The sequence below is a fragment of the Streptomyces sp. 891-h genome, from assembly GCF_022760275.1.
Classification (GTDB): Bacteria; Actinomycetota; Actinomycetes; order Streptomycetales; family Streptomycetaceae; genus Streptomyces; species Streptomyces spirodelae.
In genome coordinates this window covers 2,737,363-2,754,705 of sequence record NZ_CP050693.1, presented here as the reverse complement: position 1 = coordinate 2,754,705, position 17,343 = coordinate 2,737,363, and the positions used below count along the sequence as shown (strand labels likewise).

General features: G+C 70.7%; 18 protein-coding genes. 5 read left to right on the top strand and 13 right to left on the bottom strand.

What is annotated here, in order from left to right; all coding sequences use genetic code 11:
• Positions 1 to 3: 3 nt before the first annotated feature.
• The 7 genes from deoC to HC362_RS11755 all read right to left on the bottom strand — a co-directional run bounded on the left by deoC (position 4) and on the right by HC362_RS11755 (position 4,569).
• Complete coding sequence (gene deoC / locus HC362_RS11785) at positions 4 to 981, bottom strand: deoxyribose-phosphate aldolase (protein WP_243088509.1); 978 nt, start codon at positions 979 to 981, stop codon at positions 4 to 6.
• 256 nt (positions 982 to 1,237) lie between these two features.
• Positions 1,238 to 1,942 carry a PH domain-containing protein gene (locus HC362_RS11780; protein ID WP_243083915.1) on the bottom strand — a complete coding sequence of 235 codons (705 nt, stop codon included), beginning with the start codon at positions 1,940 to 1,942 and terminating at the stop codon, positions 1,238 to 1,240.
• A gap of 82 nt (positions 1,943 to 2,024) precedes the next feature.
• Complete coding sequence (locus HC362_RS11775) at positions 2,025 to 2,366, bottom strand: hypothetical protein (protein WP_243083914.1); 342 nt, start codon at positions 2,364 to 2,366, stop codon at positions 2,025 to 2,027.
• 113 nt (positions 2,367 to 2,479) lie between these two features.
• The gene (locus HC362_RS11770) at positions 2,480 to 3,034 is read right to left on the bottom strand and encodes an SRPBCC family protein (protein ID WP_243083913.1); all 555 of its coding nucleotides are present in this window, start codon (positions 3,032 to 3,034) and stop codon (positions 2,480 to 2,482) included.
• 105 nt (positions 3,035 to 3,139) lie between these two features.
• Positions 3,140 to 3,757, bottom strand: a complete 618-nt coding sequence (locus HC362_RS11765; RefSeq protein ID WP_243083912.1) for a TetR/AcrR family transcriptional regulator — start codon at positions 3,755 to 3,757, stop codon at positions 3,140 to 3,142.
• 100 nt (positions 3,758 to 3,857) lie between these two features.
• A complete protein-coding gene (locus HC362_RS11760) occupies positions 3,858 to 4,325 on the bottom strand; it encodes an ATP-binding protein (protein WP_243083911.1) in 468 nt (155 codons plus the stop codon).
• Positions 4,252 to 4,569, bottom strand: a complete 318-nt coding sequence (locus HC362_RS11755; RefSeq protein ID WP_243083910.1) for a hypothetical protein — start codon at positions 4,567 to 4,569, stop codon at positions 4,252 to 4,254. The genes HC362_RS11760 and HC362_RS11755 overlap by 74 nt, the downstream gene beginning before the upstream one ends.
• A 216-nt stretch (positions 4,570 to 4,785) precedes the next feature.
• On the opposite strand from HC362_RS11755, the gene HC362_RS11750 reads away from it, so the two are divergent.
• Positions 4,786 to 5,550 (top strand): GntR family transcriptional regulator, encoded by a 765-nt coding sequence (locus HC362_RS11750; protein ID WP_243083909.1) that lies wholly within the window; start codon positions 4,786 to 4,788, stop codon positions 5,548 to 5,550.
• An 85-nt stretch (positions 5,551 to 5,635) separates the two neighbouring features.
• Here HC362_RS11750 and HC362_RS11745 read toward each other — a convergent pair whose 3' ends face one another.
• From HC362_RS11745 to HC362_RS11730, 4 genes are all read right to left on the bottom strand, one after another.
• On the bottom strand, positions 5,636 to 6,493 hold the full coding sequence (locus HC362_RS11745; RefSeq protein WP_243083908.1) for an arylamine N-acetyltransferase: 858 nt from the start codon (positions 6,491 to 6,493) through the stop codon (positions 5,636 to 5,638).
• Between the two features lie 189 nt (positions 6,494 to 6,682).
• Positions 6,683 to 8,383, bottom strand: coding sequence for a phospho-sugar mutase (locus tag HC362_RS11740; RefSeq protein WP_243083907.1), 1,701 nt, complete (start codon positions 8,381 to 8,383; stop codon positions 6,683 to 6,685).
• A 76-nt stretch (positions 8,384 to 8,459) separates the two neighbouring features.
• Positions 8,460 to 9,281, bottom strand: coding sequence for a purine-nucleoside phosphorylase (locus tag HC362_RS11735; RefSeq protein WP_243083906.1), 822 nt, complete (start codon positions 9,279 to 9,281; stop codon positions 8,460 to 8,462).
• Between the two features lie 253 nt (positions 9,282 to 9,534).
• A complete protein-coding gene (locus HC362_RS11730; protein ID WP_209268712.1) occupies positions 9,535 to 9,972 on the bottom strand; it encodes a gamma-glutamylcyclotransferase in 438 nt (145 codons plus the stop codon).
• Between the two features lie 130 nt (positions 9,973 to 10,102).
• On the opposite strand from HC362_RS11730, the gene HC362_RS11725 reads away from it, so the two are divergent.
• The 3 genes from HC362_RS11725 (at position 10,103) to HC362_RS11715 (ending at position 13,780) form a co-directional block, all read left to right on the top strand.
• On the top strand, positions 10,103 to 11,554 hold the full coding sequence (locus HC362_RS11725) for an NAD(P)H-quinone dehydrogenase (RefSeq protein ID WP_243083905.1): 1,452 nt from the start codon (positions 10,103 to 10,105) through the stop codon (positions 11,552 to 11,554).
• 140 nt (positions 11,555 to 11,694) lie between these two features.
• Entirely contained in the window at positions 11,695 to 12,636 is a 942-nt protein-coding gene (locus HC362_RS11720; RefSeq protein WP_279240093.1) for a DeoR/GlpR family DNA-binding transcription regulator, read from the top strand.
• 28 nt (positions 12,637 to 12,664) lie between these two features.
• On the top strand, positions 12,665 to 13,780 hold the full coding sequence (locus HC362_RS11715) for a CapA family protein (RefSeq protein ID WP_243083904.1): 1,116 nt from the start codon (positions 12,665 to 12,667) through the stop codon (positions 13,778 to 13,780).
• 225 nt (positions 13,781 to 14,005) lie between these two features.
• Here the strand turns inward: HC362_RS11715 and HC362_RS11710 are convergent, their stop codons facing one another.
• Entirely contained in the window at positions 14,006 to 15,793 is a 1,788-nt protein-coding gene (locus HC362_RS11710; RefSeq protein ID WP_243083903.1) for a biotin carboxylase N-terminal domain-containing protein, read from the bottom strand.
• A 433-nt stretch (positions 15,794 to 16,226) separates the two neighbouring features.
• Between HC362_RS11710 and HC362_RS11705 the strand changes: the two genes are divergently transcribed.
• Entirely contained in the window at positions 16,227 to 16,700 is a 474-nt protein-coding gene (locus HC362_RS11705; protein ID WP_243083902.1) for a hypothetical protein, read from the top strand.
• Here the strand turns inward: HC362_RS11705 and HC362_RS11700 are convergent.
• Positions 16,675 to 17,298: a nucleoside triphosphate pyrophosphatase gene (locus tag HC362_RS11700; protein ID WP_243083901.1), complete on the bottom strand. Its 624-nt coding sequence runs from the start codon at positions 17,296 to 17,298 to the stop codon at positions 16,675 to 16,677. The two genes, HC362_RS11705 and HC362_RS11700, sit on opposite strands and share 26 nt — an antisense overlap.
• Positions 17,299 to 17,343: the final 45 nt, after the last annotated feature.

The following is a 17,343-nucleotide window of genomic DNA, read 5'->3' as shown; positions in this document are numbered from 1 at the left end:
GGCTCAGTCCACCGTTACGTAGTCGGGACCGGAGTAGCGCCCGGTCGAGAGCTTCTGGCGCTGCATCAGCAGATCATTGAGCAGACTTGATGCCCCGAACCGGAACCAGTCCGGACTGAGCCAGTCGTCTCCCACCGTCTCGTTCACCATCACCAGGTACTTGATCGCGTCCTTCGCCGTCCGGATTCCACCCGCGGGCTTGACCCCCACCTGACGCCCCGTGGCAGCCCGGAAGTCCCGTACGGCCTCCAGCATCAGCAAGGTGTTGGGCGGCGTGGCGTTCACCGCCACCTTCCCCGTCGAGGTCTTGATGAAGTCGGCCCCGGCGAGCATCGCCAGCCAGGAGGCCCGCCGGATGTTGTCGTAGGTGGCCAGCTCCCCGTTCTCGAAGATCACCTTCAGATGAGCCGCGCCGCAGGCGGCCTTCACCTCCCGGATCTCCTCGAACACCTGCATGTACCGACCGGCCAGAAAGGCACCACGGTCGATCACCATGTCGATCTCATCGGCCCCGGCGGCAACCGCATCCCGCGTATCGGCCAGCTTCACCGACATCGCGGCCCGCCCGGACGGGAACGCCGTGGCCACGGACGCCACATTGATCTCACCCGCCCCCAACTCGGCCAGCGCCTCCTTGGCGACAGCCGCCATGTCCCCGTACACACAGATGGCGGCCACCCGGGGCGTCGAACGATCCCCCGGATCCGGCCGGGCACCCTTGGCACACAGGGACCGCACCTTGCCCGGCGTATCGGCCCCCTCCAGCGTCGTCAGGTCGATCATCGAGATCGCCAGATCGAGCGCGTACGCCTTGGCGGTCGTCTTGATGGAACGGGTCCCCAGCGCGGCGGCCCGGGCCTCCAGCCCGACCGCGTCGACACCGGGAAGCCCCTGCAGAAAGCGACGGAGAGCGGCATCGGAAGTCACGACGTCGGAGAGGGAGCCCCTCCCCGCGTCGCGAGGGGCCGCATCGGTAGGCATGCTCACCAGAGCACCATATCTACGCGCGTAGTGACTGTCACCCCTCCCCACCCGACCACCCACCAAAAACGTCACCCCCTGAACAGGTAACGAAAAAAACCAAGCCCCTCACCTCAACGCCCTCCCCATGGCCACCGAACCCTGGGCCCACCCCGGGGAGGGGCTGCCCCTTGCTGTCGTTCGCGGGCTGCGGGTGCGTTGTGGTTTGTCGCGCCGTCCCCCGCGCCCCCTGACGGGGCGCTCCTCTCAGCCCCGGCTAGCCCGTGGCCAGGAGGACGGCCAGGAGGACGGCGCCTGCCGCGGAGGGCGCGAGGACCTCGAAGGACCAGCGGACGGCGACCGCGCCCCGGGACTCCTCCTTCTCGCCGTGCGTCTCCAGCAGCTCCCGGAGCTCGTCGATGGTCTGGTCGGAAGGGGCCCGCTTCTCCGCCATGTCGGCGTCCCCCGCGGCGATCTGCGGCACCCCGCGTCCGCCGAACAGTCCACCGGGTCCGGCCGCGGGCGGGCGCCCCGAGGCGATCCGCTCGTTGTGCCGGGTCGCCTTCTTGCGGGCACGGAGGGAGACCGGGACGGCCCAGAGCTGGTACTTCTTGCCGTCGGCGACGACCTCGCTGGAGTATCCGGCGCGTACGGCCTCCACGGCTCCCCAGGGCACCTCGATCGTCCTGAAGGGGTTGCGGACCCGCATCCGGCGCTCCCCAGCGAAGACGGCGGGGCGCAGGGTGAATGCCACTACGAGCGGTACGGCGAACAGCAGACCGGCCAGCGCGAGCCATGGCGTGCGGCCCTCGCCGCCGATGATCGCGTCGATGGAGAGCCACAGGCCGATGGCCAGCAGTGCGATGCCGCCCGCCATTCCGGCGGGCGAGCGGTACACCCGGTCGGGGAACTCCTGCCCGCCGCTTCCCGCGCCGTCGCCCCGGCCCTTGTCCTCGCTGTCCTCACTGTCCTCGCTCGTCATGCGAACGATTGTGCCGGACCGTCCGCATGACGGACATTGCGGTACGGCATCGAAGAGCCCGAACAGCGGAAGTGGCGGCGCCTCAGCACTCGGGTACCCGGTCGGGGGACACCTCGCCGTCGTCGCTGATGATCGACGTGCTCGCGTCGACATAGCCCGATCCGCCGTCGTAGGAGACCTTGTATGTCGCGCCGTAGCCGTATCCGGACGCATCCGTTTTGCCCGGTGTGTAGCACTCGACCGTCACCGGCGTGAGCGTGGTCAGATTGGCGATCGGCTGCCGGCCCCGGGGATCGGCTGCCGGCCATACCGCGACGTTGTCGTAGTTTCCGATCTTCCCCTTCACCTCGCCGCATCCCGTCAGCACAGCCGTCGACAACCCGGCCGCCGCAAGCGACACCACCACTCGCTGTGTGCCGTTCACACCCACCTCTCTTCCTGCCATTGCGCGTATGTCGTTGGGGATTCACCGGCACCCGCCTCGGCCGTTCGGCCTGCCAGGGGTTGATCCGGCCGGGGCGGGAGTCGTTGCGCTGGTCACCCCGTGCGCCGCTCACCGCCCCCCGTGTTGCCCGCGGTGTCGGGCAGGGGTGACTCCTCGAGACGGTGCTTCAGGCGCTTCAGGGTCGTACTGATGTGGCGCTCGTTGACGCCTATGCGGTCGAAGACGCCCGTGATCAGGATGGCGAAGGGAATGAACCACAGCGGCACCCGCAGCCAGTTGGTCTCGGTGACGGTGCAGCAGCCCTCCGGAACGGGCGCGATGTCGTACTGCCACCGGGAGATGGGGACTCCGAGCGGCGCCGCCACCTCGTAGGCGAACCGCCGGTTCGGATCCGCGTCCGTGATGCGGCAGTTGGTGGACCAGCGTCTGAGGCCGTTGCGGTTGTAGCCGCGGAAACGGGCACCCACGGCGGGGGTGGTGGCGCCGCCCAGCCAGCGGGCGCGGTGGGCTTCTTCGCCGAGCCGTGTCAGCAGAAGCGGATCACTGAGGATGCGGTACGCGGCAGCCGGGGTCGCCTTGATGGTGACCGTGCCGGTGGCCGCCGGGTTCGGGAAACGCGGTATGCGGGACGGGCGTGGCACGCGCATGGCGCCTCCTCGGCTGATGTAATCATCGATTACATCAGCGGTCGGAGCGCGGGTCAAGGTTTGGAGCGCGGGTCGGCCATGGGGCAACCGCGGGGCGACCGCGTGTCAACCCTCCGTGGAATCGGGGAGGTTGGCGATGCCCAGGCCGAAGGTGTCCAGTACCTGCTCGGCGAGCTGCTCGGCGCGGTCCGGCGGCAGGTAGCCGTCGACGATCATCTGGGACAGGCCGTAGACAACGGCCTGTCCCGCGAGACCCACGATCTCGGGGTCACCGGGCCGCAGCACCCCGGCCTCCTGGTCGGCGACGATGATCTCGGTGAAGACCCGCTCGATGTCCGAGAGGCGCTGGTGCAACTCGGCGGGCTGACTGCCACCGAACACCCTGGTCCTGATCAGCTCGAAGCGGCGTGGGTGGCGGATCGCGTAACGGACGAAGCCCAGACCCAGAGCGCGCATCATCGACCACTCGGCCTCCGCGACCGTGCGGAGCTGGTGCTCCGCGAAGTCGGCCAGAACGCGGTCGGCCACCGCCGTCAGCAGTGCTTGGCGGTCGGCGAAGTGGCGGAACGGGGCGCCCGGTGACACCCCTGCGCGGCGCGCCACTTCTCGTACGGTCACCTGGTCCATTCCGCGCTCGTCGAGGAGCTCGATGGCCGCCGTGGTGAGGGCGGCGGGGAGGTCGCCATGGTGGTAGCCGGCACGGTCGCTGGGCTTGCCCTTCATGGACGCAGTGCTACCACACCAGCCACACGGGTGCCCGACCCCCGCGTCTCCTTCGGACCGAAGTGCCCCTGCGGTGGTCCGGTACTCGCCTGTACGACGGTCACTGCTGGGGTTGGGACTGGGTGCGGGGCCGGATTAGGACCGGGATTTGGGTGGGGCGGGACGTCGGCCATACGAGGTCGGCCCAGACCGCTTTGCCCATGGGCCGTTCCTCGGTCCCCCACGACTCCGCCAGCGCAGCAACGACCAAGAGGCCGCGCCCCCGGGTGCGCTCGCTCGATACCGGCCGAGGTCGGGGGCGGCGCCGCACCGGATCACGCACCTCCACTCGTACGCGAGCGGCACCGATGACAAGTGCGAAGCCGATCCTGTCACCTGGCTCCGTGCCGTAGCGGATGGCGTTGCTCACCAACTCCGAGACGACGAGGCACAGGTCGTCGATGCGGTCGGCGGGCATGGCGGGGGCGTAGTGGGCGATCGTACGTCGCGCGTAGTCACGAGCAGCCGCCGCGGTCTGCGGCGTGGCCGGCAGTGTTGTCTTGATCGTCGGTTCGAGTGGCGTGCGCATTGGTCTCCTTCGAGAGCTGTGCCCACAGCCCGCAGCCGTCCGTTGTCACACCGGAGCGGACGGACAGAGCGCCGACGATGCGTCGGCCGAGTCCCCGCTGGGCGCATAGTGCGGTCGAGCCGGTGGCCGTGATCCGTAACTGCTGGCCCGCTGTCGAGAGCGTGATCTCGACAGCGGGGGGCCTGGCGCCCAGCAGGGCGACGAACAGCTCATGTGCGACCAGTGGCGCGTCTTCGTGGTCCACGCGTGCGGCTGTCCATTGCCGCAAGGCGCGCCCCTGCTTGGGCGAGCCAGGGAAGACCACTTGCCATGATTGGCCCACATTGGCCATGGTTCGTCGCCCGCTTCCTGCGTACGGATAGTGGGTATCTGCTTACAGATTGGCGGGAGAGTTGACGACGGTCAAGCCAGTCCGGGCATTATGTGTGCACAGAAAAGGGTGATCTTTCGGGAGGTGGTCATGGCGGCGGCTCGCGACGCCGAATACGTGCGCATCGCCGAGGAGTTGCGAAGCGCCATCACCGGTGGCGGTTACCCGCCCGGATCCCGGCTCCCCACGCTGCCTGAGCTGTCCACCCAGTACGGGGTCTCCCAGACGACGATCAGGCAGGCACTTGGCATTCTCCGGAGCGAAGGTCTGATCGAGACGCGCGCACGGGCCGGTACCCGGGTGAGGAAACGTCCGCCGGTTCACCGGTTGCAAGCTGACCGGTACCGACGCTCCGGGGACCGCTCGACCCCCTACACCCGGGATGAGGGCATCACCTGGTCCGAGTACCGGCTCGACAAGCGGTTCGAGCGGGTCGAGGCCGATGCCGAACTAGCCGCCCTGTTCGAAGGAGAACCAGGCGAACCGCTGCTCGCCCGGCACTTCATCTTTCACGACAACGACGTGCCGACTCAGATGAGCACAAGTTATGTGCGCTGGAGTGACGTTGCGGGGACGCCCGTCGCAGACCCGATCAACGAGCCCTGGCCCGGCGGGACCCGCGCGCAGATGGAGTCGCTCGGCTTCCGGGTTGCCCGTGTGACGGAAGCCCTGACCGGCGGCATGCCGACCCCCGAAGAGGTGGAGGCTCTGCGGATAGGCGAGGGGGTGCCTGTGCTACGGCTCACCCGGCGGCACATCTCGGCGGACGGGCGGGTGGTCGAGGTGGCGCATCCGATTGTCCGGCGAGCGGATACGACGGTCGTCGAGTACGAGGTGGAACTGGACGATCGTTGAGGAAGCGAGCGTCGGATGTGCGGGCGGAACGGAGCATGCGTGACGCTTCTACGGGCCGCGCGCCTTCGGTGCTTTGGTGGCGGCTCTAGCCCTGCTGCTGCGCCTCCACCTTCTCGACCACCAGCTCCGCCTCCCGCTCCGAGAGCGTCAACCCGAACGTGCCGGACAGCAGCCCGGGCAGCTCCTGCGGCTGCACGGTGCGCTTCTCGTCCGGCTCCGTGCCGGTACTGGTGGCGGCGTACGTCGTCCACGTGAGGCCGTCGAGCTGGTCGGTGCGCTCGGGGCGGATGCGCTGGATGAAAGGGCGGCGGTTGAAGGGGGAGTGGTCGCTGGTGGCGATGAAGTGGTTGCCGAGCTGGTAGTCCACCGGGTACTGGGGGTTCTCGGTGAAGTTGTGCCGCACCATCCAGCCGCCCTGCCCGTCCGGCTGGTGCAGCGCCCAGCCGTCCGCGCCCGGAGTGATCTCGGTGCGGCGCAGCAGGAAGGGCCGGCCCTCGATGGTCACCTCGTTGCCGGCCTCGCCCTCGACCAGCTCGATCGGGGCGAGGGGGCTGCCGCCGTAGCCGACATCGCTCAGCCAGCGCCGCCCGTCGATGTCGACGAGCAGCATGGCGTGCGTCGCCGGAAGGATCTTCTCCGCGCCCAGCTGCACCCGCCCGCTCACCGCGGTGAAGCGGAAACCCAGCCGCTCCAGCGCCGCCGCGTACAGCATGACGTGCTCGTAGCAGTAGCCACCGCGGCCCCGCCGTACGAGCTTGGCCTGGAGGTCGGCCAGGTCGAGCGAGACCGACTGGTACAGAAAGCTGTCCAGGTTGTCCCAGCGCACCGAGAGCACATGTGCCCGGTGCAGTGCCCGCAAGGTCTCCAGTGAGGGGGCGCGCTCCCCCTCGTACCCGAGTCTGTCGAGGTACGCCTCAAGATCGAGCTGCTCACCGTGCCACATGGTTGTCGACCCTTCCAGCCTGCGATTCCGTGCGGGCGGCGATCCGCCTGTCCGGGCAACTCACCTACGGCGGAGGCTATTCCATACGAAGGGCGGCTGTTCCCGGTCCCACCGGGAACAGCCGCCCTCGTCCACTCACCGCCCAGCCGGCCGCGAGACCCCCTTGAGGCTTCGCCGAGTGGCTTCCGCTCAGAGGCCCGTAGCCCGCTTCAGGTCCGCCTTGAACCGGTCCAGCACCTCGGCCGCCCGCTTCCGCGCGGCGGCCAGCTCCGCTTTTCCGCCGACCGGGACGACGACCTCCAGATAGCACTTGAGCTTGGGCTCCGTGCCGCTGGGCCGTACGACGACGCGGCCGCCCTCGATCCCCTCAGCGCCCGCCAGGCGGTAGCGCAGCCCGTCCGTGGGCGGCAGTGCCGCGCTGCCCTCGGTCAGGTCCTCGGCCTGTGCCACGGCCAGCCCGCCCAGCGCCGCGGGCGGTTCCGCGCGCAGCCGCCGCATCCCCGAGGCGATCAGCGACAGGTCGGCGACCCGCACCGAGAGCTGGTCGGTCGCGTGGACGCCGTACTCGACGTCCAGGTCGTCCAGCAGCACGGACAGCGTGCGCCCGGTCTGCTTCAGCCCGGCCGCCAGCTCGGCGACGAGCAGCGCCGCCGTGATGCCGTCCTTGTCGCGGACCCCCTCGGGGTCCACGCAGTAGCCCAGCGCCTCCTCGTAGCCGTACCGCAGCCCCTCGACCCGGGCCAGCCACTTGAAGCCGGTCAGCGTCTCGGTGTACGGCAGCTTCGCGGCCTCGGCGATCCGGGAGAGCAGCGAGGAGGAGACGATGGTCGTCGCGAACGTGCCCTCGGCGTGCTTGTGGATCAGGTGGGTGGCCAGCAGGGCGCCCACCTGGTCGCCGCGCAGCATCCGCCACCCGCTCTCCGCCGCCGCGTCGGGTACGGCGACGGCGCAGCGGTCCGCGTCCGGGTCGTTGGCGATGATCACGTCTGGCCGCTCGCCGTGCTCGGCCTCCCAGGCGCGCGCGGTCGCGTACGCGCGGTCCATCGCGCCGGGCTCCTCCGGGTTGGGGAAGGCGACGGTGGAGAAGTCGGGGTCCGGCTCGGCCTGCTCGGGCACCGGGACGATCGCGGGGAAGCCCGCACGCTCGAAGGCGAGCTGTGCCGTACGGTGCCCGACCCCGTGCATGGCGGTGTGCACGACCCGCACCTCGCGCGGCGAACCCTCGGTGAGCACGGCGCCGGTCCGCGCGAGGTAGGCGTTCAGTACGTCGTCGCCGAGCACCTGCCAGCCCGACTCGGGACGCGGTACGCCGTCCAGCGGGCCGACGGACGCGATCTCGCCGGCGATCTCCGCGTCCGCGGGCGGCACGATCTGCAGCCCGTCGTCCAGATAGACCTTGTAACCGTTGTCGCGTGGCGGGTTGTGGCTGGCGGTGACCATGATCCCGGCGGCGGCGCCCAGATGCCGTACGGCGAACGCCAGCACCGGCGTGGGCAGCGGCTCGGGCAGCATCGCCGCACGCAGCCCCGCGCCGACCACCACGGCAGCGGTGTCCCGCGCGAAGTCGGCGCTCTTGTGCCGCGCGTCGTACCCGATCACCACCAGCGGCGCCTCGTCCCCGGTCGCGCGGCCCCGCAGATACGCGGTGATCCCGGCGGCCGCACGGATGACGACAGCGCGGTTCATCCGCATCGGACCCGCACCGAGCTCGCCGCGCAGGCCCGCGGTGCCGAACTGGAGGGTGCCGGAGAACCGGTCCCGCAACTCGGCCAGCTCCTCGGCCTCGACCAGCTTGGCGAGCTCCTCACGGGTCTCCGGGTCCGGGTCCTCGGCCAGCCAGTCACGGGCCCGGGCGAGCAGCGCTTCGTCGTCCCGCAGGCCGTCGCTCATCTTCTTGATCCTGCCTTTCAGGGTGGGAGGGGCACGGGGGGAGCCGCGTGGGGAGAACCGGACGGGAGGGCTGGGGCTAGAGCCGCTTCAGCACCTCGCCGAGCAGCGTCCCCATCCGCACCGCCGAGTCCCGGCCCGCCTGGAGGACCTCTTCGTGGTTGAGGGGCTCACCCGTCATCCCGGCGGCGAGGTTGGTCACCAGGGAGACACCCAGCACCTCGGCCCCGGCCTCACGTGCGGCGATGGCCTCCAGAACGGTGGACATGCCCACCAGGTCTCCGCCGATCGTCCGGACGAAACCGATCTCGGCCGGCGTCTCGTAGTGCGGCCCGGGGAACTGGACGTAGACGCCCTCTTCGAGCGTCGGGTCGATCTCCTTGCACAGCGCCCGCAGCCGGGGCGAGTACAGGTCGGTCAGGTCGACGAAGTTGGCGCCGACGATGGGGGAGCTGGCGGTCAGATTGATGTGGTCGCTGATCAGTACCGGCTGGCCCGGCCGCATACCAGGGCGCAGCCCGCCGCAGCCGTTGGTCAGGACGATCGTCTTGCAACCCGCCGCCACGGCCGTGCGCACCCCGTGCGCGACGGCCGCGACACCGCGGCCCTCGTACGCGTGCGTACGGCCGAGGAAGACGAGCGCGCGCTTGTCGCCCACCCGGTGCGAGCGGATCTTGCCGGCATGTCCGGCCGCGGTCGGGGGCGGGAACCCCGGCAGCTCGGTGACCGCGAGTTCGTGGTCGGCCACTCCGAGCGTGTCGGCGGCGGGCACCCAGCCCGAGCCCATGACGAGGGCCACATCGTGACTGTCCTCGCCGGTCAGGGCCCGCAGCTTGGCCGCGGCCTCCTCGGCGGAGCGGTAAGGGTCGTCGGCGTTGTGCGTCGTGGCAGAAGCGTTCACGCGACGAGGGTAGCCCGTTATCGCCTACGCGCGTAGACGTGGGACGCAAGTCCGGACGAACACACGGCCGAACCGCGTCCGCGGCGGTGCCATCTGCCAGGCGCCATCCCCAGGCGCGGACTGCCCAAGCGCAAGAGGGTGGCTCTTCAGGGGCGCGGGGAACGGCGCGACAAGCCACCACACACCCGCAGCCTGCAACGAGCAGCAAGGGGCACCCCCTCATCAGCCCATCGGCACCAGCCGGCGCAGCGCCTCAGCAGGGGCGCTTACGGATCTCCATCACATAGTCGTGCGGCGCCCCCGCCGACTCCGCGGCGTCCGCGATGTCCCCCAGGTAGCGGGCCGAGGGCAGACCGCCCTCGTAACCGTTGAGGACGAAACACCACGCGGGCTCCTCGCCCTCCATGGTGTGCACCCGAACCCGCATCCGCCGGTATATGTCCAGCCCGACGCCCTCCCACCGGTCCACGGAGTCCTCGTCCATCGGCGCGATGTCGTACAGCGCCACAAAGGTCTGGCAGCGCGGCGCCTCCACGATCGTGGCCAGCGCCCCGTCCCACCCCATGTGCTCGCCCCCGAAGGTGAGCCGCCAGTCCGTGAGCCAGCCGGTGCCCCGCAGCGGAGAGTGCGGAGCACGGCGAGCCATCAGACGGGCGTCGAGATTGCCGGCGTACGCGGCGTAGAGCGACATCCTTCGAGAGTAGCGGCGCCCCTCGTCCCGGAAGGTTCCCCCTCACGGAGAGCCTCACGGGGAGCCGGGCCCGCGCCGCCCCACGGGGAGGGAGCCCCCACCGCGCGGGAGTCATGACGGGTGCGGGACAATGGACCATGTGACTCGGATCGTGATCATCGGCGGCGGCCCTGGCGGATACGAAGCAGCCCTGGTGGCTGCGCAGCTCGGCGCGGAAGTCTCCGTCGTCGACTGCGACGGCCTCGGCGGTGCCTCGGTGCTCACCGACTGCGTACCGTCCAAGACGCTGATCGCCACCGCCGAGGTGATGACCAACTTCGACTCCTCGTACGAGGAGCTCGGCATCCGGGTCGAGGACAAGACCCACGACCCCGACGACCCGGCCCGCGTCGTCGGCGTCGACATCCGCAAGGTCAACCGCCGGGTCAAACGCCTCGCCCTCGCCCAGTCGCACGACATCACCGCCTCGGTCACCCGCGCGGGCGGCCGCGTCGTGCGCGGCCGCGGCAGGCTGGAGCCAGGCCAGGCGGCCGACGGCTCCCGCGTCGTCACCGTTACGGCGGCCGACGGCAGCCAGGAGCAGCTCACCGCTGACGCCGTGCTGATCGCCACCGGGGGCCACCCGCGCGAGATCCCGGACGCCCGCCCGGACGGCGAGCGCATTCTGAACTGGACGCAGCTCTACGACCTCACCGAGCAGCCCGAGGAGCTCATCGTCATCGGTTCCGGCGTCACCGGAGCCGAGTTCGCCGGCGCCTACCAGGCCCTCGGCTCCCAGGTCACCCTGGTCTCCTCGCGCGAGAGGGTGCTGCCGGGCGAGGACCCGGACGCGGCAGCGGTGCTGGAGGACGTCTTCCGGCGGCGCGGGATGAACGTGATGAGCCGCTCCCGTGCGGCCTCCGCCAAGAGGACCGAGGACGACCGGGTGGAGGTCACGCTCCAGGACGGCCGGACGATCACCGGTACCCACTGCCTGGTGGCGGTCGGCGCCATTCCGAACACCGCGGACATGGGCCTGGAGGAGGCCGGGGTCCGGCTCAAGGAGTCGGGCCACATCTGGACCGACAAGGTCTCCCGCACCTCGGCCCCCGGCGTCTACGCGGCGGGCGACTGCACCGGTGTCCTCGCGCTGGCCTCTGTCGCGGCCATGCAGGGCAGGATCGCGATGTACCACTTCCTCGGCGACACGGTGAACCCGCTCGACCTCAGGACGGTCTCGGCGAACGTGTTCACCGACCCCGAGATCGCGACCGTCGGCTACTCCCAGGCGGACGTCGACAAGGGCGCGATCGAGGCGCGGGTCGTCAAGCTGCCGCTGCTGCGCAACCCGCGCGCGAAGATGCAGGGCATCAGGGACGGCTTCGTGAAGCTGTTCTGCCGCCCGGGCACCGGGATCATCGTCGGCGGTGTGGTCGTCGCACCGCGGGCCAGCGAGCTGATCCATCCGATCTCGATCGCGGTTGACAACAATCTGACCGTCGAGCAGATCGCGAACACGTTCACGGTCTACCCCTCGCTCACCGGCTCCATCGCCGAGGTGGCCCGCCAACTGCACACTCGCAAGATGGCCGAGCTGCACTGACGCCGGGCGCCCGGAGCCGAACGAAAAGGCTCTGTCCGGAACGATCCCCTATACCACGTTGAGCGCCGCCGTACGAACAACTTCTGTTAATCGGCGCATAGCGCTGAAAGCAGACGGTCGTCCGCGTTACTGTCAGTTCCGTGTTCGCTGCGGAACGTCGTCAATTGATCCTTGAAATGGTGCGCGCCAACGGAGCGGTCTCGCTCCGCGAGCTCGCCCGCGTCGTCCAGACCTCCGAGGTGACCGTGCGCCGTGACGTACGGGCGCTGGAGGCCGAAGGACTCCTCGACCGCCGTCACGGCGGAGCCGTGCTGCCGGGAGGCTTCACCCGGGAGTCCGGCTTCCCCCAGAAATCGCACCTGGCCACCGCGGAGAAAACGGCCATCGCCGACCTCGCCGCGGGCCTCGTACAGGAGGGCGAGGCCGTCGTCGTCGGAGCCGGTACGACGACCCAGGAACTCGCACGACGGCTCGCAAGAGTGCCAGGACTGACCGTCGTCACCAACTCGCTGCTGGTTGCGCAGGCCCTGGCGCACGCCAACCGGGTCGAGGTGGTGATGACCGGCGGCACCCTGCGCGGCTCCAACTACGCGCTGGTCGGCAGCGGCGCCGAGCAGTCGCTGCAGGGGCTGCGGGTCTCCCGCGCTTTCCTGTCCGGCAGCGGGCTGACGGCCGAGCGCGGCCTGTCCACCTCCAACATGCTCTCCGCAAGCGTGGACCGGGCACTGGTGCAGGCGGCCGGCGAGGTGGTGGTCCTCGCCGACCACACCAAGCTGGGGACCGACACCATGTTCCAGACGGTGCCCACGGATGTGATCACCCGGCTGGTGACGGACGAGCCGCCGCCGCACGACGACCGTGCCGAGACCGAGTTGCAGGCGCTGGCCGACCACGGCGTGCAGATCGCCGTGGCCGGAACCTCCCCCGCCGCGCCCGAGAGGGGGCGCTCCGAGGTCCCCATGCCGACCCCGCGCCGGGCCGCAGCGCAGGGAGGGAGCCCGAACCAGGGCGCCCCCACCCATCTGCGCTCAGCCGCCGGGGGTCCGCCTCGGGTGGCGGACCTGGCGCCCAGACGGCGGTAGAGCCCGCCGGAGTTTTACCGTGGGAAACGTGTCCGGGAACGTGGTGACACTCGCCCTGACCGGCGACGTCATGCTGGGGCGCGGCGTCGACCAGATCCTGCCGTACCCCGGCGACCCCGCACTGCGAGAACCCTGCGTGCGGGACGCCGGGGTCTATCTGGAACTCGCCGAGACGGAGAACGGCCCCGTACCGCGCCCGGCTGACTTCGGCCGGCCCTGGGGCGAGGCCCTGCGTGCGCTCGACGAGCTGGCTCCCGACGTGCGGATCTGCAACCTGGAGACCAGCGTCACGCGCAGCGGCGACTTCGCCCCGTGCAAGGACGTGCACTACCGGATGAGCCCCGCCAATGTGGCGGCGCTCGCCGTCGCCCGGCCCGAGGTGACCGTACTGGCCAACAACCACGTGCTCGACTTCGGCGTCGCAGGTCTGCTGGAAACCCTCGACACCCTCACCGAGGCCGGGCTGCGGACAGCGGGCGCGGGCCGGAACGCGGCCGAGGCCCGGACCCCGGCGACAGCGCCGCTCGGCGCGGACGGCGGCCGGGTGCTCGTCACCTCGATGGGATCACCGTCCAGCGGCATCCCCGGACACTGGGCCGCGACGGACCAGCGGCCGGGCCTGCGTCTCGTACTGGAGGCGTCACCGGCTGACGCGGCGGACGTCAGCGGCCAGTTGGCCGGGTCGAAAGGCCCCGGCGACCTCGCCGTCGCCTCGGTCCACTGGGGCTCGAACTGGGGCTACGAGGTGCCGCCCGAGCAGGTGCGGTTCGCACACGCGCTGATCGACGGCGGCGTGGACCTGGTCCACGGCCACTCCTCGCACCACCCGCGCCCCGTCGAGCTCTACCGGGGCAGGCTCGTCCTCTACGGCTGCGGGGACTTCATCGACGACTACGAGGGCATCAGCGGCCACGCCGCCTACCGCGACGATCTGCGCCTGCTCCACGCCGTCACGCTCGACACGGAGACCGGAACGGCGTCCGCAGTACGGCTGATCCCCTTCCAGGCGCGCCGGATGCGTCTGGTGCGGGCCTCGCCCGCGGACACCGAGTGGCTGCGAGCCACCCTGGACCGGATCAGCGCCCCCTTCGGAGCCCGGGTCGAAACGGCCCCCACCGGCACCCTCGTCGTGCGCCCCCGCTGACCCGTCCCGCCGCCTGCCTCTTCGCGCCGCGCTCCCTTCCCGCCGCAGCGGTGATCAGCCACAGTCTGCGTGACCGGCGGTGCCGAACTCACCGGCTGAGGCCGGTTCGGCACCGCCGATTGCGTCCGTTGCGCACCTCGCCGCTGCGGCGGAAAGAAGGCAGCGGCGGGAAGAAGGGGGCAGCGGCGCCCGCGAAAAGGCACCGCCGCACCAGAGGCCGACGCGTCAGTCCTTGATCTCGCAGATGACGGCGCCCGACGTCACGGAGGCGCCGATCTCCGCGCGGAGGTCCTTCACCGTGCCGGCGCGGTGCGCGTTCAGCGGCTGCTCCATCTTCATCGCCTCCAGGACGATGATGAGTTCACCCTCCTCGACCTGCTGGCCCTCCTCGACGGCGACCTTGACGATGGTGCCCTGCATGGGAGAGGCGAGCGCGTCGCCCGAGGCGGCCGAGCCGGACTTCTTGGCGGCCTTCCGCCGCGGCTTGCGCGCCCCGCCCTCGACGGCGGCCCGCGCCAGCGGCATGCCCAGCGAGGACGGCAGGGAGACCTCCAGACGCTTGCCGCCGACCTCGACCACCACGGTCTCGCGGCCCCCGGCCTCGTCCTCGTCGGCGGCCTCGCCGGCACCGGGCGCGGCGAACGGCTTGATGTCGTTGACGAACTCCGTCTCGATCCACCGCGTGTGGACGTCGAAGGGCGCGCCCTCGCGGCCGTTGACCTCGGGTGCGAAGGCGGCGTCCCGAACCACCGTGCGGTGGAAGGGGATCGCGGTGGCCATACCGGTCACCTCGAACTCGTCCAGCGCCCGCGCGGCCCGCTGCAGGGCCTGCTGTCGGGTGGAGCCGGAGACGATGAGCTTGGCCAGCAGCGAGTCCCACGCCGGGCCGATCACCGAGCCGGACTCCACACCGGCGTCGAGCCGGACGCCGGGCCCGGACGGCGGCGCGAACGTGGTGACGGTGCCGGGCGCCGGGAGGAAGTTGCGGCCCGGGTCCTCGCCGTTGATACGGAACTCGAAGGAGTGACCGCGCAGCGGGGGATCGTCGTAGCCGAGCTCCTCGCCGTCGGCGATCCGGAACATCTCGCGGACCAGGTCGATGCCGGTGACCTCCTCGGTGACCGGGTGCTCGACCTGGAGGCGGGTGTTGACCTCCAGGAAGGAGATGGCGCCGTCCTGGCCGACGAGGAACTCGCAGGTGCCGGCGCCCTCGTAGCCGGCCTCGCGCAGGATGGCCTTGGAGGCGCGGTAGAGCTCGGCGTTCTGCTCGTCCGTCAGATACGGCGCCGGGGCCTCCTCGACCAGCTTCTGGTGGCGGCGCTGGAGGGAGCAGTCACGGGTGGAGACGACGACCACGTTGCCGTGCTTGTCGGCCAGGCACTGGGTCTCCACGTGCCGGGGGCGGTCCAGGTAGCGCTCGACGAAGCACTCGCCGCGGCCGAAGGCGGCCACGGCCTCGCGCACCGCCGAGTCGTACAGCTCGGGGACCTCCTCCAGCGTGCGGGCGACCTTCAGACCGCGCCCGCCGCCGCCGAAGGCGGCCTTGATGGCGATGGGCAGGCCGTGCTCCTCGGCGAACGCGACGACTTCCTCGGCGCCCGAGACCGGGTCCTTGGTACCCGCGACCAGCGGCGCGCCGGCGCGCTGCGCGATGTGCCGAGCCGCGACCTTGTCGCCCAGGTCGCGGATGGCCTGCGGGGGCGGGCCGATCCAGTTGAGGCCCGCGTCGATGACGGCCTGCGCGAAGTCGGCGTTCTCGGAGAGGAATCCGTAGCCGGGGTGTACGGCGTCGGCGCCCGAGTCGGCGGCGGCCTTGAGTACCTTGTCGAAGTCCAGATAACTCGCCGCCGGGGTGTCACCGCCCAGGGCGAATGCCTCGTCGGCCACGCGGACGTGCAGCGCGTCCCGGTCCGGCTCGGCGTAAACGGCGACGCTCGCGATTCCCGCATCCCGGCACGCGCGGGCGACGCGGACGGCGATTTCGCCGCGGTTGGCGATGAGCACCTTGCGCACGATGGCTCCCTCCTTGAAACAAGCTGAGTTTAGGTACAGGCGACACCTGACGCCGAGCCGCCAAGGGGGGTGAGCTTGCCCACACGGAGTGTCACCCGTGGGTCGCGCAGAACCGGATCTCCCCTCGTTGTCCCACGGTACGCCGCATTCGGGCTCGGTTCGCCCGCCTCAGGCATGTGGGCTAGCTCTCTGTCGGAGTCGTACGTCTCAACGTCTCGTCTTTGTGGAGTCCCTACGACTGGAAGGGAGAAATTTTGCTTTGCGTCGTTTCCCTTGCCCCGGCTTGTACCCGTGAGTAGCGTTCGCCCTGCCAAGAGCACGTACCTGGAGTAACGACCGAACCGACAGCACGACAGGCACCAGCACGCAACACACGGCGAAAAACGGCGGAACGCGACGGAACGCGGCGGAACACGACGGAAGAGGTGGCCAAGTGGCAGGGCGCAGACGGGCGGTGGCCGCGGTGACCGCGCTGGTCCTCACGGTGGAGGCGGCCGTACTCGTGGGCCTCAATCTCTTCCTCGGCAAGGTCGCCGACGCGCAGCAGATGTCCCTGGCGGGCATCGAGCCGCGCGCCATGACGATATCCGCGGTGATCGGCGCCGTACTCGTCGGCGGCTACGTCCTCGGCTGCGCGCTGATCCTCGTCCGTACGGCGGTCCGTGACGTGCCGCCACGCGGCTTTCTGCGCATCGCGCTGATCAGCTGCGCGGTGGTGCACGGGGTGCTCGGCGCCTTCTCCGTCGGCCTCGTCGGCTGGCTCGCCTTCGTGGTGATGATGGGCGTCCTCGGACTGATCGTCTGGTCGTTGACCTGGTACGGCGAGCCTGCCGGGCAACCCGCCGAGCCCGCCGCCGGCCCGCCGGCCGACGGCTCCGGGGTCAGCGCGGAGCCCACAGGTCCGTGATCCGCACGCCCAAGTCCCGCAGCAGCCTGCGCAGCGTGGGCAGCGACAGACCCAGCACATTGCCGTGGTCGCCCTCGATGCCGTCGACGAACGGCCCCGAGCGGCCGTCCAGCGTGAACGCGCCCGCCACGTGCAGCGGTTCACCGCTGGCCACGTAGGCGGCGATCTCCTCGTCGCTCGGCTCCCCGAAGTGCACCGCCGTCGACGCCGTCACCGAGCGGCGCCCCTCCTCGCCCGAGGCGCGCGTGTCCACCACACAGTGCCCGGTGTGCAGCACCCCCGAGCGGCCCCGCATGTCCTTCCAGCGCGCCGTCGCCTCCTCCGCGTCCGCCGGCTTGCCCAGCGGCCGCCCGTCCAGCTCCAGGACCGAGTCGCAGCCGACGACCAGCGCCCCCGCGGCCTCGGCACGCGCGGCGACCGCGGTGGCCTTCGCCTCGGCGAGCACCAGGGCCAACTGCGCGGGGGTCGGGGCGCTCAGCGCCTCCTCGTCCACCCCGCTGACCACCACCTCGGGATCCATCCCCGCCTGCCGCAGCAGCGCGAGACGGGCAGGGGAAGCGGAGGCCAGGACAAGACGCGGAGCACTCATGCGGGCCATCGTAGGGAGTCGGCGCACGCCTCGCGCACCCTGCTCCCGACTACG